Annotated in this window: 14 protein-coding genes and 1 riboswitch; of the genes, 7 read left to right on the forward strand and 7 right to left on the reverse strand. The window is 73.8% G+C overall.

The window, feature by feature from the left end; all coding sequences use genetic code 11:
• Positions 1-175: 175 nt before the first annotated feature.
• Positions 176-1,702, forward strand: a complete 1,527-nt coding sequence (locus ACZ79I_RS09850; RefSeq protein ID WP_471496114.1) for a phytoene desaturase family protein — start codon at positions 176-178, stop codon at positions 1,700-1,702.
• Positions 1,703-1,730: 28 nt separating this feature from the next.
• Here the strand turns inward: ACZ79I_RS09850 and ACZ79I_RS09855 are convergent, their stop codons facing one another.
• From ACZ79I_RS09855 to ACZ79I_RS09875, 5 genes are all read right to left on the reverse strand, one after another.
• A complete protein-coding gene (locus ACZ79I_RS09855; RefSeq protein ID WP_471496116.1) occupies positions 1,731-2,681 on the reverse strand; it encodes an SCO2102 family sporulation regulator in 951 nt (316 codons plus the stop codon).
• A 56-nt stretch (positions 2,682-2,737) separates the two neighbouring features.
• Positions 2,738-3,661 carry a methylenetetrahydrofolate reductase [NAD(P)H] gene (metF, locus tag ACZ79I_RS09860; protein ID WP_471496118.1) on the reverse strand — a complete coding sequence of 308 codons (924 nt, stop codon included), beginning with the start codon at positions 3,659-3,661 and terminating at the stop codon, positions 2,738-2,740.
• A 130-nt stretch (positions 3,662-3,791) separates the two neighbouring features.
• Positions 3,792-4,451 (reverse strand): thiamine phosphate synthase, encoded by a 660-nt coding sequence (gene thiE / locus ACZ79I_RS09865; protein WP_471496120.1) that lies wholly within the window; start codon positions 4,449-4,451, stop codon positions 3,792-3,794.
• Between the two features lie 105 nt (positions 4,452-4,556).
• Positions 4,557-4,922: an Rv2175c family DNA-binding protein gene (locus ACZ79I_RS09870; RefSeq protein ID WP_381080699.1), complete on the reverse strand. Its 366-nt coding sequence runs from the start codon at positions 4,920-4,922 to the stop codon at positions 4,557-4,559.
• 647 nt (positions 4,923-5,569) lie between these two features.
• Complete coding sequence (locus ACZ79I_RS09875; protein WP_471496122.1) at positions 5,570-6,796, reverse strand: NAD(P)/FAD-dependent oxidoreductase; 1,227 nt, start codon at positions 6,794-6,796, stop codon at positions 5,570-5,572.
• 137 nt (positions 6,797-6,933) lie between these two features.
• Positions 6,934-7,047, forward strand: a riboswitch (TPP riboswitch).
• Here ACZ79I_RS09875 and thiO point away from each other — a divergent pair.
• The 5 genes from thiO (at position 7,045) to ACZ79I_RS09900 (ending at position 12,325) form a co-directional block, all read left to right on the forward strand.
• Positions 7,045-8,223, forward strand: a complete 1,179-nt coding sequence (gene thiO, locus ACZ79I_RS09880) for a glycine oxidase ThiO (protein WP_471496124.1) — start codon at positions 7,045-7,047, stop codon at positions 8,221-8,223. (Overlaps the previous riboswitch by 3 nt.)
• Positions 8,220-8,420 (forward strand): sulfur carrier protein ThiS, encoded by a 201-nt coding sequence (gene thiS / locus ACZ79I_RS09885; protein ID WP_471496126.1) that lies wholly within the window; start codon positions 8,220-8,222, stop codon positions 8,418-8,420. Before thiO ends, thiS begins: the two co-directional genes overlap by 4 nt.
• A gap of 3 nt (positions 8,421-8,423) precedes the next feature.
• Entirely contained in the window at positions 8,424-9,218 is a 795-nt protein-coding gene (locus ACZ79I_RS09890) for a thiazole synthase (protein ID WP_471496128.1), read from the forward strand.
• Positions 9,219-9,450: 232 nt separating this feature from the next.
• Positions 9,451-11,364: a Stk1 family PASTA domain-containing Ser/Thr kinase gene (gene pknB / locus ACZ79I_RS09895; protein ID WP_471496130.1), complete on the forward strand. Its 1,914-nt coding sequence runs from the start codon at positions 9,451-9,453 to the stop codon at positions 11,362-11,364.
• Positions 11,365-11,422: 58 nt separating this feature from the next.
• Positions 11,423-12,325, forward strand: coding sequence for a deoxyribonuclease IV (locus ACZ79I_RS09900; RefSeq protein WP_471496132.1), 903 nt, complete (start codon positions 11,423-11,425; stop codon positions 12,323-12,325).
• A 31-nt stretch (positions 12,326-12,356) separates the two neighbouring features.
• Here ACZ79I_RS09900 and ACZ79I_RS09905 read toward each other — a convergent pair whose 3' ends face one another.
• Complete coding sequence (locus ACZ79I_RS09905) at positions 12,357-12,989, reverse strand: sulfite oxidase-like oxidoreductase (protein WP_381080713.1); 633 nt, start codon at positions 12,987-12,989, stop codon at positions 12,357-12,359.
• Between the two features lie 153 nt (positions 12,990-13,142).
• Between ACZ79I_RS09905 and bfr the strand changes: the two genes are divergently transcribed.
• Entirely contained in the window at positions 13,143-13,622 is a 480-nt protein-coding gene (gene bfr / locus ACZ79I_RS09910) for a bacterioferritin (RefSeq protein WP_471496134.1), read from the forward strand.
• Here bfr and ACZ79I_RS09915 read toward each other — a convergent pair.
• On the reverse strand, positions 13,619-13,879 hold the full coding sequence (locus tag ACZ79I_RS09915; RefSeq protein ID WP_471496136.1) for a (2Fe-2S)-binding protein: 261 nt from the start codon (positions 13,877-13,879) through the stop codon (positions 13,619-13,621). The two genes, bfr and ACZ79I_RS09915, sit on opposite strands and share 4 nt — an antisense overlap.
• Positions 13,880-13,914: the final 35 nt, after the last annotated feature.

Below are 13,914 nucleotides of genomic sequence, written 5' to 3' on the forward strand. Positions count from 1 at the left end.
CTCACCCCCAGGGCGCCGCCTCACCGGCCCGGTGGGGACGGCGTCCGCTCCCCCGCTCGCCCGGCCCCGGCGCGGCCGGGGCCGCCCCGGGGTGCCGCACGCTCCCGGATTCGTCGCATGCGCTGGTCACCGCCCCGCGTCCGGATTGTCGGCGAGGGCCGATAAGGTCGCGGTCATGGCACGGATTGCGGTGATCGGCGCCGGGATGGGCGCGATGGCGGCCGCCGCCCGGCTGGCCGTCGCGGGCCACCGGGTGGTGGTCTACGAGCGCACGGAGACATACGGCGGCGCACTGCGCCGTTTCACCCGGGACGGCTTCTCCTTCGACACCGGGCCGGGCCTGCTGCCGCTGCCCGCGGTCTACCGCGATCTGTTCGTCAAGACCGGGAAGCAGCCCCTGGAGGAGTGCGTCGAGCTGGTTCAGGTGGACCCCTCCTCTCGGCACGTCTTCGCGGACGGCACGGAGGTCTCGCTGCCGAACGTGTCGCGCGCCGGCGTGGTGTCCGCGCTGGACGGAGCGCTCGGCGGCGGGGCCGGGGGGCGCTGGGGCGACTTCCTGGTGCGGGCCCGCGAGGCATGGGACCGCGCGCGCAGGCCGCTCCTGGAGGAGCCCCTGTGGCCGAACTGGCAGGTGCTTGCCGAGCGCGAGCCGTACCCGGCGGTGCCGCACAAGCGGCTGCTGCGCACCCGGCGGGCCGGCACGCTCGCCGAGGTCGGCGCCTGGGAGCTGCGCGACCCCCGTCTGACGGCCCTCCTGGAGAGCCATGCGCTGGGGTACGGCCTGGACCCCCGGGCCACTCCCGCGAGCGCGGCCGTGCTGCCGTACCTGGAGCACGCGTTCGGCACCTGGCGCGTGGGCGGCGGGATGCGGGAGCTGGCGCGTGCCGTGTACGAGCGGTGTGTGGCCCGGAAGGTGGAGTTCGTGTTCGGTGCCGAGGTCACCGGGATCCTCGAGAAGGACGGCCGGGTGGCGGGGGTCGAGCTGGCCGGGGACGTCTCCGGGGCGCCCGGCTCCGGGAGGGGGTCGGTGGTGGAGGCGGACCTGGTGGTGTCCGGGGTGGCGCCCGCCGTGCTGGACCGTGTGCTCCCGGGGACGGCGGGCGCCCGGGGTGCCGACGAGGTCGGCCCGCGGCGGGGGCTGCCCAGCCGGCTGACCGTGCTGCTGGCGCTGCGCGGTGGCCGGCCCGAGGGCACCGCGCACCGTACGGTGGTCCACACGGCCGACCGCGAGGGCGAGTTGGAGCGTCTCTTCGGCGAACCCGCCGGGCCGGCGCCCGCACCGACGGTGACCGTGCTACGCCCGGACGACCCGGCGCTGGTGCCGGACGCGGGGCACGAGGCGGTCACGCTGACGGTCACGGTCCCCTCCGGCGCGAAGGTGTCCGAGGGCGACGTCGACCGCGTCCTGGACGCCGCCGCGCGTGCGATACCCGGCCTGCGCGAACGCGTCCTGTGGCACGAGGTGCGCACACCGGCCGACATCGCCGAGGACACCGGCGCACCCGGCGGCGCGATCCCCGCGCCGGCGCTGGCCGCGGGCGGCGGGCGTCTGCTGCACCCGTCCAACAGCACCCGGGTGCCCGGACTGTTCACGGTCGGTGGCTGGTCCCACCCCGGTGGCGGTCTGCCGCACGCCGGCATGTCGGGCGCCCTGGTCGCCGGACTCATCGTGGAGGGGCCGGACTTCCGGGGATCGCAGTGAGGGATCCGGTGCTGCCGCCCGTGAACGGTCAGAAGCGGTACTGCTCGTCGTAGCCGTTGCCCTGCGCCGTGCCGTTGCCCTGGTAGGGGTAGGGCTGCTCCGGCGGCAGCTCGCCGCCGAACGCGTCGTCCGCGGTGCGCTGTTGGGGGACCCACACACCGCCGGGCGGGGTCTCGCCGTACGTGCCGGTGGCGTACTGGTCCTGGCCGTACGCCTGCTGCCCGTACTGCTGCTCGCCGCCGTACGCGGTGTCGTAGGAGCCGCCGCCGTAGGTCTGCGTGCCGGAGTACGGGTCGGTGTAGCCGGCGTACTGCTGCTGGCCGTTGTCGTAGCCGTACTGCTGCTGGCCGTAGCCGGAGTAGCCATCGTACGCGTAGGCCTGCTGGTCCTGGGTCCCGCCGGAGCCCGCGTAGGAGGGGTCGGCGGACGCGGCGTAGGACGGGTCGGCCGCGGCCCCGGCCGCGTACGCCGCGTCGCTGTAGACGCCGTAGGAACCGGTGTCCTCGGGCAGCGGCTGCGGCTCGTACACGGCGGTCGCCTCGGCGGCGTTCTCCGCGGGCGGCTGCGGGCGGGTGAAGACATCGTCGCGGTCGTCGTCGTACCCGTCGTCCCGGCGGTACGTCCCGTCGGCCGCCGGCCCGGCCTCGTGGGCGTCAGGTGCCGGTTCCTGGCCCGCGGCCTCACCCCGGCGGCGCTTGCTGCCGCCGTCGCCGCCCTCACGCGGGCGGTTGCCGACCGCCCAGCCCGCCGCGAAGCCGCGCCGGAACGACAGTGTGACGTAGGTCTGCCCGACTGCGAACGCGGCCGCGCCCAGGCCGATGACCACCACGGACGGGATCAGCACGCCGAGCACGACACCGAGGAAACCCACGAATGCGAGCAGCCGCCAGCGAAGGCGCGCCTTGTACTGCAGCAGCACTTCGCCGAGCAGCCACAGCGCGACGATGCCGAACGCGATGTAGAGGACCGTCCAGCCCATGTACGCCCCTCTCCCAGTGGCCGCTACGCAGTGTGTCGTACGGCGGTGCGACCGGTCTAGGCCCGCTGCGGATGGTGCAGACCTAGATTTTCGTAGATTTCCAGTGTCGCCGTGGAGTTGTTGAGTGTAATGAAGTGCAGTCCGGGCACTCCCTCGGCCAGCAGCCTCGCGCAGAACTCCGTGGCGAACTCGATCCCGATCGAGCGTACAGCCGCCGGATCGTCCTTCGCCGCGAGGATCCGCTCTTTCAGACGGGAGGGGATGCCCGCGTTGCTGAGCTGCGGCAGACGTTCCAGCATCCGCACGCTGGTGACGGGCATGACCTCGGGGATGACCGGGGTGGCGCAGCCCGCCGCCTCGACCCGGTCGCGCAGACGCAGATACGACTCCGGCTGGAAGAACATCTGCGTGATCGCGTAGTCGGCGCCGGCCCGGCACTTGTCGACGAAGTGCGCGACGTCGGTCTCCCAGTCGCTGGAGCGGGGATGCATCTCGGGGAAGGCCGCGACGCCGACGCAGAAGTCGCCGGACTCCTTGATGAGCCGGACGAGTTCGGCCGCGTAGGTCAGGCCCTTGGGGTGCGGCACCCACTCGCCCATGGGGTCGCCGGGCGGGTCGCCGCGCACGGCGAGCATGTTGCGGATCCCGGCGTCGGCGTACTGGCCGATGATGTTGCGCAGTTCGGCGACGGAGTGGTTCACGGCGGTGAGGTGGGCGACCGGGGTGAGCGTCGTGTCGGCGACGATCTGCTGGGTCTCCTTGACCGTGCCCGCGCGGGTGGAGCCGCCTGCGCCGTAGGTCACGGAGACGAAGTCCGGGGCCACCGCCTCGACCCTCCGCAGCGCGCTCCACAGGTTCCGCACGCCCTTGGGGGTCTTCGGCGCCGAGAATTCGAACGAGTACGTCGTCTTGCCGGCGGCGAGGATGTCGCGCACCGTCCGTGCGCGATCAGTCCTGGTGGATGCGGTTCCGAGGGCCATACTCGCAGGTTAACCAGGGGCTGGCGGTCCCCCAACCAGGCGCAGGAAATTTGCCCGAATTGTCGAGTTGTTGTCCACCTGTCGGACACTTCGGCCCCCGCGGACCGTCCCGGAGGGTTTCCGCGGCCCCCTAGAGCGTGCGCAGCCGCTTGGCGAACTCGGCCGCCGCCGCGCCCGGGTCGTCCGCCTCGGTGATCGCGCGCACCACGACCACGCGGCGGGCACCGGCCTCCAGGACCTCGTCGAGGTTCCCGAGGTCGATGCCGCCGATGGCGAACCAGGGCCGGTCCGTGCCGAGCGCGGCGGTGTGGCGGACCAGGCCGAGGCCGGGGGCCGGGCGGCCGGGTTTGGTGGGAGTGGGCCAGCAGGGGCCCGTGCAGAAGTAGTCCACGCCCTCCTGGACGGCGGCGGCCCCGGCCTCCGCCTGCGAGTGCGTGGAGCGGCCTATGAGGACGCCGTCGCCGAGGACGGCACGGGCCGCGGGCACGGGGAGGTCGCCCTGGCCCAGGTGCAGCACGTCGGAGGCGGCTGCGTGGGCGACGTCCGCGCGGTCGTTCACCGCCAGCAGTCTGCCGTGGCGTGCGCAGGCGTCGGCGAAGACCCGGAGGTGCTCCAGCTCCTCGGCGGCCTCCATGCCCTTGTCGCGCAGCTGCACGATGTCGACGCCGCCGGCGAGGACCGCGTCCAGGAACTCTGCGAGGTCGCCCTGGCGCTTGCGGGCGTCCGTACAGAGGTAGACGCGGGCGTCGGCGAGCCGGGAGGTGCGGGCGGTGCGGGCGGTCTCGGGCACGGTGGGGTCCCCCCGTGGTCGGTGGCGTACGGGCCGCGGCGGGCGCGGTCGGCCCGGGGCCGTGGCCCGGGACCGCGGCCCGTACGCCGGATGGTTGTTCCTTGCTCAGACGGCGAGCGCCTGGGCGCGGCGCTTCACCTCCGTGCCGCGATTCTCGCTGAGCGCCTGCGCGGGGGTGCCGGGCAGGGTCGGGTCGGGGGTGAAGAGCCACTCCAGCATCTCTTCGACCGTGAAACCGTCGTCCCGCAGGAGCGTCAGGGTGCCGGAGAGGCCCTTGACCACCTTGTCCCCGTCGATGAAGGCGGCGGGGACGTGCAGCGCGCGGTTCTCACCACGGCGTACGGCGATGAGCTGGCCCTCCTTGACCAGCTGCCGCACGCGGGTCACCTCGACACCGAGCATTTCCGCGATGTCGGGGAGGGTGAGCCAGGCGGGGACGAGAGCATCGATCTTTGCGTCAATCTCGGTCACGGGATCAAGCGTGCCATCCCGGACTGACAGTCGGAAGCGGGGCGCCTCCGGCCGGGGGCCGGTTGCCTCCGGAGGGGGACGCCACCCCGGCACGTCGGCGCGCCTGCGCGGGAGCGGGGGCGGGAGCGGAAACGTGCCACCGGGCGGCACCGCGCACCTGGCCGCACCCGGCGTCCCCGCACGGGCGCCAGGCGCGGCGGTCACCACACCCGGCGCATCGCGAGGGCGCGCCTCGGGGCGTGCCGCCGGGCGGCACCCGCGCCCGCCGGTCGGCTGCCGCGCATGCGCGGGCCTCCGTGCCCGGACGGCCGCCGGTGGGCCGGAAGACCGCTGCACCCCGGCGCGCGGCGGGTGCGGGAGAGCCGGCTCCCCGCCCGCCGGGTCGGAGCACCGCCCAGGGACGGCCGCGGCGCACACGGGGACCCAGCCCCGGACGGGCTGCCGGAACACGGAGGACCCCCGCGCCGGCCGTGCGACCACGTGCCGGAGAGCCGGGTGACCCGGTTCGGCTCCCCACGCGCCGGGGCGGAGCACCGCCCAGGGACGGCCGCGGCGCACACGGGGACCCAGCCCCGGACGGGCTGCCGGAACACGGAGGACCCCCGCGCCGGCCGTGCGGCGAGGTGCCGGGAAGGGGCCGGAGGCGACTACGCCGCGGCCTCCTTCAGGGGGCGGGACGGGTCCGACAGCACGTTCGGGTTCATCGGCGCGCCGGACTCGATCAGGCGGCGGCCCTGGGCGAGGTCCCTGGGGCGGCCCACCGCCAGGAGGCCCACCAGGCGGCCGGACCGCAGCCAGCACACCGTCCACGCGGCACCCTCCGGGTTCCCGCGCCACACCATCGTGTCGGCGGACGCGTGGTGGCCCACGTACTGGACGAAGCGGCCGAACTGCTCCGACCAGAAGTAGGGCACCGGGTCGTACGCCACCGGGGCCTCCCCGACGATGTTCGCGGCGACCGCCCGCGGCCCCTGCAGGGCGTTGTCCCAGTGGTGCACGAGAAGCCGCTCCTCGTACCGCCCCGACGGAAAGGACGCGCAGTCGCCGACCGCGTACACGTCCGGCTCCGAGGCGCGCAGGTGTTCGTCGGCCAGCACCTCTCCGTGGACGCCCAGGGCGATGCCCGAGCCGGCGAGCCACGCGGTGGCGGGACGCGCTCCGATGCCCACGACCACCGCGTCCGCGGGCACCCGCGAGCCGTCGTCGAGCACCACGGCCCCCGGCTCGACGCGCTCCACGCGCGCGCCGGTGCGCAGCTCGGCCCCGCTGTCGGCGTACCAGGCCGCCATCGGGGCGGACACCTCGACGGGCAGCGCCCCCGCGAGCGGCCGGTCCGCCGCCTCCACCACGGTCACCGCGCAGCCCGCCTCGCGCGCGGCGGTGGCGAACTCGGCGCCGATCCAGCCCGCGCCCACGACGACGATGTCGTGCTGGCGCGCGAGGACCGGCCGCAGCCGCTCGGCGTCGTCCAGGGTGCGCAGCAGATGCACACCGGGGACGCCCTCCGCGCCCGGCAGCCGGATCGGTTCCGCTCCGGTGGCGACGACCAGGACGTCGTACGGGACGGGGCCCTGCGCGGTGTCCAGCTCATGGTCGCCGGGGCGTACGCCGAGCACTTCGCGGCCCAGCCGGAGTTCGATGTCCAGGGCCTCGAAGTCGACGTCGAAGGCGGAACCCTCGGCCTTGCCGAGCAGGACGGCCTTCGACAGCGGCGGCCGGTCGTACGGCTGGTGCGGCTCCGCGCCGATCAGCGTCACGTCGCCGGTGAAGCCCTGTTCCCGCAGGGCGACCGCGGTCTGCACCCCGGCCATGCCCGCGCCCACCACGACGACGTGCCGGACCGCACCGTCCCGTTGCTGCGTCTGCTCGCTCACCTGATCACCATAGACACCTGACGATTTGTCAGTCAGCGTGCGTGCCGGGTGATGTGTTCCACAGCCGCCGCCCGGCCCGCGGCCGCCGGGGCGGAGGCTCCCTTACCGAGGCACAGGGCACGGGCTAGGGTGGCCCCGTAAGCACTCGCGGGAGCCCGGACGCACCGGGCTGAGAGGGAGGCTGGGGCGGCCTCCGACCGTACGAACCTGATCCGGGTCATGCCGGCGAAGGGAGGGGCTGGACGCCCATGTCGCGTACATCGGACGACGTGTCGACCGTGTCGGACGTCCTCGTCATCGGGGGCGGGATCATCGGGCTCGTGACCGCCTGGCGGGCGGCGCAGCACGGATTGGCCACGGCGGTGGTGGATCCCGAGCCGGGCGGCGGAGCGGCCCAGGTGGCCGCCGGGATGCTCGCCGCCGTCACCGAACTGCACTACGGCGAGCAGACGCTGCTCGGCCTCAATCTGGAGTCCGCGCGCCGCTACCCGGACTTCGCCGCCGAGCTGGCCGAGGCCGCCGGCCTGGACCTCGGTTACCGCCGCTGCGGCACACTCGCCGTCGCGCTCGACGCCGACGACCGGGCCCAGCTGCGCGAACTGCACGCCCTGCAGCAGCAGTCCGGTCTGGAGTCGGAGTGGCTGAGCGGGCGGGAGTGCCGCCGGCTGGAGCCCATGCTCGCGCCTGGTGTGCGCGGCGGGCTCCGGGCCGACGGCGACCACCAGATCGACCCGCGTCGGCTCGCCGCGGCCCTGGTGACGGCCTGCGAGCGCGCCGGGGTGGTCTTCCACCGGGCGTGGGCGGAGCGGCTCTCGGTGGCGCGGGAGCGGGCCCGCGGGGTCAGGACGGCCGACGGCACCGACCTCGCCGCGGGGCAGGTCGTCCTGGCCGCGGGCAGCCTCAGCGGGCGTCTGGCGGGCGTCCCCGACGAGGTGGTGCCGCCCGTGCGCCCGGTGAAGGGGCAGGTGGTGCGGCTGACCGTGCCGAAGCGGTACGCGCCCTTCCTGAGCCGCACCGTGCGGGCCGTCGTCCGCGGCGGCCCGCTGTATCTGGTGCCGCGCGAGAACGGCGAGCTGGTCATCGGGGCGACCAGCGAGGAACTCGGCTGGGACACGACGGTCACCGCGGGCGGGGTGTACGAGCTGCTGCGGGACGCGCACGAGCTGATGCCGGGGATCACCGAGCTGCCGCTCACCGAGACCCAGGCGGGCCTGCGCCCGGCCTCCCCGGACAACGCGCCGCTGCTCGGCCCGAGCGCTCTCGACGGCCTGCTGCTCGCCACCGGCCACCACCGCAACGGCGTCCTGCTGACGCCGGTCACCGGCGACGTCATGGCGCACGTCCTGACCACCGGGGAGCTTCCGGCCGCCGGCCGCCCCTTCACCCCCAGGCGCTTCGCCGCCGCGCTCACGGAGCAGCCCGCATGAACATCTCGGTCAACGGGGAGCCCCGGCGGGTGGCTCCGGGCACCGCGCTCGACGCGGTCGTGCAGACCCTCACGGCGGCGCCCTCCGGCGTGGCCGCCGCCGTCAACGAAACCGTCGTCCCGCGCGGGCAGTGGCCGTCGACGTCCCTCCGCGAGGGGGACCGCGTCGAGGTCCTCACCGCCGTCCAAGGAGGCTGACCCATGGCCGACGATCCCTTCGTCCTCGGTGGTACGACCCTCTCGTCGCGGCTGATCATGGGCACCGGGGGTGCGCCCAGCCTCGATGTGCTGGAACGGGCCCTGGTGGCCTCCGGTACGGAGCTGACGACCGTGGCGATGCGCCGCGTGGACGCCTCGGTGCACGGCTCGGTGCTGTCCGTGCTGGACAAGCTGGGCATCCGGGTGCTGCCCAACACGGCGGGCTGCTTCACCGCGGGCGAGGCCGTGCTGACCGCCCGCCTGGCGCGCGAGGCGCTGGGCACGGATCTCGTGAAGCTGGAGGTCATCGCCGACGAGCGGACCTTGCTGCCCGACCCGATCGAACTGCTGGAGGCGGCCGAGACGCTGGTCGACGAGGGCTTCACGGTGCTGCCGTACACGAACGACGACCCGGTGCTCGCGCGCAGGCTGGAGGATGCGGGCTGCGCCGCGATCATGCCGCTCGGCTCGCCGATCGGCTCGGGGCTCGGCATCCGCAACCCGCACAACTTCCAGCTGATCGTGGAGCACGCGCGCGTGCCGGTCATCCTGGACGCGGGCGCGGGTACGGCGTCGGACGTCGCGCTGGCGATGGAGCTGGGCTGTGCGGGTGTGATGCTCGCCTCGGCGGTGACCCGGGCGCAGGAGCCGGTGCTGATGGCGGAGGCCATGCGGCACGCGGTGGAGGCGGGCCGGCTGGCACGGCGGGCGGGCCGCATCCCGCGGCGCCACTTCGCGCAGGCGTCGTCGCCGGCGGAGGGCATGGGCCGCCTGGACCCGGAGCGGCCCGCCTTCTGAACCGGCCGGGCACACCGCCCCGCCGGACCCGGCCCGTGCGGCAGCGTCGGCCGGGCGCGAAGTCCCGCGCCGCGCGCCCGGCCCGGGTGCGCGGAGGCGCGGCGTGCGCCGGGCCCGGGTGCGCCGGGCCCGGGGGCGCGGGGGCGCGGCGTGCGTCACAGGTCGGCTGCAGTCGTGCCCCGGTTCGGCGGAACGGCCGGGGCCGACAGTGGGTCCTCGTACACTCACCTGCGTGGATACGACCCTTCAGGACCCTCTCGTCGGGCGGGTGCTCGACGGCCGTTATCGCGTCGACGCGCGGATCGCGGTCGGCGGGATGGCCACGGTCTACCGGGCCGTGGACACCCGCCTCGACCGCGTCCTCGCCCTCAAGGTGATGCACCCGGCGCTGGCCGCCGACGGTTCGTTCGTCGAGCGCTTCATACGCGAGGCCAAGTCGGTGGCCCGGCTCGCCCACCCGAACGTGGTGCAGGTCTTCGACCAGGGCACCGACGGGTCGTACGTCTATCTCGCCATGGAGTACGTCGCCGGGTGCACCCTGCGTGACGTGCTGCGGGAGCGCGGGGCGCTGCAGCCGCGCGCCGCCCTGGACATCCTGGAGCCGGTGCTGGCCGCGCTGGGCGCCGCGCACCGCGCCGGGTTCGTGCACCGTGACATGAAGCCGGAGAACGTCCTGATAGGGGACGACGGCCGGGTGAAGGTGGCCGACTTCGGTCTGGTCCGGGCCGTGGACACGGTCACGAACACGACGGGTGCCGTCCTGGGCACGGTCTCGTACCTCGCCCCGGAGCAGATCGAGAGCGGCACGGCGGACCCCCGGGTCGACGTGTACGCGTGCGGGGTCGTCCTCCACGAGATGCTCACCGGCGCGAAGCCGCACCAGGGCGACTCCCCCGCCCAGGTGCTCTACCGGCATCTGCACGAGGACGTGCCGCCGCCGTCGGCCGCCGTGCCGGGGCTGGCCTATGAACTCGACGAGCTGGTCGCCTCGGCGACGGCGCGCGACCCGCGGCTGCGCCCGGAGGACGCGGTGGCCCTGCTCGGCCAGGTGCTGCAGGCCCGCAGCGCGCTCACCGCCGGGCAACTGGACGCCGTACCGCCGCAGGCCGTCGCCCCGGACCGCGACAGCGCCGAGGACCGCACGAGCGTGATCCCGCGGCTGCTGCCGGTCAACCCGGTCGGCGAGCCGGAGAACGCCCTGCTCGACCGGACCAGCCGGCTGGAGACCCCGCCGCCACCGCCGCCGGCGCGGCGGGGACGCCCCCGGCGGGGGCTGCTCGCGCTCGTCCTGGCCGTGCTGGTGGTGTTCGGCGTGGGGGTGGGCGTCTGGTACATCAACTCGGGCCAGTTCACCGAGGTCCCCCCGCTGCTCGCGAAGACCGAGGCCCAGGCGCGGGCGCGGCTGCAGCGGGCGGGGCTGGAGGTCAAACAGGTCAAGCACGCCTTCAGTGACACGGTGAAGCGCGGCACGGTGATCAGCAGCGACCCGGCGGCGGGCGCCCGGATCCGCTCCCACGACGGGGTGACGCTGACCGTCTCGGACGGCCCCGAGACCGTGAAGGTGCCCGATCTGAAGGGTTACCGGCTGGACAAGGCGCGGGCCCTGCTGAAGCAGGACGGCCTGGCCGCGGGCATGGTCACGCGGGCGTTCAGCGAGGACGTGCCCAGGGGCTTCGTGATCGGCACGGACCCGGGCGCGGGTACCGAGCGCCACAGCGGTTCGGCCATCGCGCTCACGGTCAGCAGGGGCAGCCCCGTGGAGGTGCCCGACGTCACCGGCTCCTCCGTCGCGGACGCCACGGCTGAGCTGCGGGACGCGGGCCTGAAGGTGAAGATCGCCGACACGCAGATCACGTCGGAGTTCGACGCCGGACAGGTCGCCCGGCAGACGCCGGACGCGGGCAAGGAGGCCGCCGAGGGCGACACGGTGACGCTGACGGTCTCCAAGGGCCGCGAGATGGTCGAGGTGCCGGACGTGGTCGGTGACAAGGTCGACGATGCGAAGAAGGCCCTGGAGGACGCCGGCTTCGCGGTCGAGGAGGACCGGGGCCTGCTGGGCCTGTTCGGTGACACGGTGAAGGGACAGTCGGTGAAGGGCGGCGACAGGGCGCCGAAGGGGTCGACGATCACGATCAGGATCCGCTGACGGGCGGCACCGCGGACCGGGCGGCGGGATGCCCGGGGCCGCGTGCCACCCTTGGGGGGTGAGCACCCAGCGGTCCCGCACCACCCGCGGCACGTCCGGCGGCGTCCCGCGCAACCCCATCGGCAGCCATGTTCCCGTGGCCGGCGGCCTCCACTCCGTCGGAATGGTCTACGCGCGCGACATCGAGGCCGAGGCCGTGCAGGTCTTCGTCGCCAATCCGCGCGGCTGGGCGACGCCCGCGGGCAATCCGCGGCAGGACGAGGCGTTCCGCGCCGCGTGCGCCGCGGAGTCGGTCCCGGTGTACGTCCACGCGCCGTATCTGATCAACTTCGGCTCGCACACCGAGGCGACCGCGAAGCTGTCCGTGGAGTCCCTGCGGCACTCGCTGCGGCGGGGCCGGGAGATCGGGGCGCTGGGCGTGGTGGTGCACACCGGCAGCGCCACCGGCGGCCGGACGCGGGCCGTGGCGCTGAAGCAGGTGCGCGAGCGCGTGCTGCCGCTGCTGGACGAGCTGACGCATGACGACGACCCCCGCCTGCTGCTGGAGTCGACCGCGGGCCAGGGTGCCTCGCTGTGCTCGCGCACCTGGGACTTCGGGCCCTACTTCGAGGCGCTGGACGCGCACCCCATGCTCGGCGTGTGTCTCGACACCTGCCATGTCTTCGCCGCCGGGCACGATCTGACCGGGCCGGACGGCATGCACCGGACGTTGGACCTGCTGGTGGACACCGTCGGCGAGGGACGGCTCGGGCTGATCCACGCCAACGACTCCCAGGACGTGGTGGGCGCCCACCGGGACCGCCACGCGAACATCGGCTCCGGCCACATCGGCGAGGCCCCGTTCCGCGCGCTGATGACCCACCCGGCCACCGCGGGCGTGCCGCTGATCATCGAGACGCCCGGCCGGAAGGAGGGGCACGCGGCGGACGTGGAGCGGCTGAAGAAACTCCGGGACGGCTGACGCGGGACCGGCGAGTCGGGCTTTCCGTGGCTCAGAGCTCGGGGCCGTCCCCGGGCTCCTCCTGGTACGAGTAGCGCTGCTCCTTCCACGGGTCACCGATGTTGTGGTACCCGCGTTCCTCCCAGAAGCCGCGGCGGTCGGCGGTCATGTACTCGACGCCGCGCACCCACTTGGGGCCCTTCCAGGCGTACAGGTGCGGAACGATCAGGCGCAGCGGGAAGCCGTGTTCCGCGGTGAGCAGCTCGCCGTCCTTGTGGGTGGCGAAGATCGTGCGGTCCGAGGCGAAGTCGGCGAGGCGCAGATTGGAGCTGAATCCGTACTCCGCCCACACCATGACGTGGGTGACCGCGGGCGCCGGCGGGGCGATCTCCAGGATCGTGCGTGCCGGGACACCGCCCCACTCGGCGCCGACCATGCTGAACTTCGTGACGCAGTGCAGATCGGCGACGACGGTGGCGTACGGCAGCGCGGTGAACTCCTCGTGGGTCCAGCAGTGCTTCTCGCCGTCCGCGGTGGCGCCGAAGACCCCGAACTCCCAGCGGTCGGGACGGAACCTGGGTACCGGACCGTAGTGCGTGACCGGCCATCCCCGCTGCAGTCGCTGTCCCGGCGGAAGCTCGGACCGTGCTGCTGCTCCAGACTCTCGCTCCACCGGATGACCCATGACTCCATCCTGACAGACCGCGCGGGGTGTGCAGGACCCACCCAGAGCAAACCAGGACATCTCCCACTAAGTGTGAACTTACTGGACGGTTCCGCATGCCGATGCGATCATGCGGCGCAACCCGCCAGTCCCCGCCTGGAAGGAGCCCGCGCGATGCAGGGCGACCCTGAGGTCATCGAATTCCTCAACGAGCAGCTCACCGGCGAGCTGACCGCGATCAACCAGTACTTCCTGCACGCGAAGATGCAGGAGAACCTCGGCTGGTACAAGCTCGCGGCGTACACGCGGCGGGAGTCCTTCGACGAGATGAAGCACGCCGAGGTGCTCACCGACCGCATCATCTTCCTGGAGGGGCTCCCGAACTACCAGCGGCTCTTCCATGTGCGGGTGGGCCAGACCGCCAAGGAGATGTTCGAGGCCGACCGGCAGATCGAGATCGAGGCGATCGACCGGCTCAGACGCGGGATCCGGCTGATGCGGGAGAAGGACGACATCACGTCCGCGAACATCTTCGAGTCGATCCTCGAGGACGAGGAGCACCACATCGACTATCTCGACACCCAGCTCGACCTGCTGGAGAAGCTGGGCGAGGGGCTGTACCTCTCCCAGGTCATCGAACAGCCCGAGGGCTAGGCCGCCTCCTCGAGTCCGCTCGGTGCGCCGGACCGGTCCGGGGCGGACAGGACGGGACCGGCCCCACCGGCCGCCGCGCGGCGCGGGACGCCGTCCCTGCCCAGCAGTGCCTGGATCCGCCGTACACAGGAACCGCAGTCGGTGCCGGCCTTGCAGGCCGACGCGATCTGCCGGGGAGTGCGGGCGCCGCCCTCCGCATGCTGCCTGACCTGGGCCTCGGTCACGGCGAAGCAGGTGCAGACGTACACGGGGTTCACCTCCCACCGGATCGGACGGGCCGTGCCACCCGACC

It is taken from the genome of Streptomyces sp. PSU-S4-23, from assembly GCF_055632315.1.

Coding starts and splice junctions, on each gene's coding strand:
- ACZ79I_RS09850 (WP_471496114.1), top strand. CDS start 176: ATGGCACGGATTGCGGTGATCGGCGCCGGGATGGGCGCGATGGCGGCC.
- ACZ79I_RS09855 (WP_471496116.1), bottom strand. CDS start 2,681: ATGGGCTGGACGGTCCTCTACATCGCGTTCGGCATCGTCGCGCTGTGG.
- metF (WP_471496118.1), bottom strand. CDS start 3,661: ATGGCCCTCGGAACCGCATCCACCAGGACTGATCGCGCACGGACGGTG.
- thiO (WP_471496124.1), top strand. CDS start 7,045: ATGTCGCGTACATCGGACGACGTGTCGACCGTGTCGGACGTCCTCGTC.
- thiS (WP_471496126.1), top strand. CDS start 8,220: ATGAACATCTCGGTCAACGGGGAGCCCCGGCGGGTGGCTCCGGGCACC.
- ACZ79I_RS09890 (WP_471496128.1), top strand. CDS start 8,424: ATGGCCGACGATCCCTTCGTCCTCGGTGGTACGACCCTCTCGTCGCGG.
- ACZ79I_RS09905 (WP_381080713.1), bottom strand. CDS start 12,989: ATGGGTCATCCGGTGGAGCGAGAGTCTGGAGCAGCAGCACGGTCCGAG.
- bfr (WP_471496134.1), top strand. CDS start 13,143: ATGCAGGGCGACCCTGAGGTCATCGAATTCCTCAACGAGCAGCTCACC.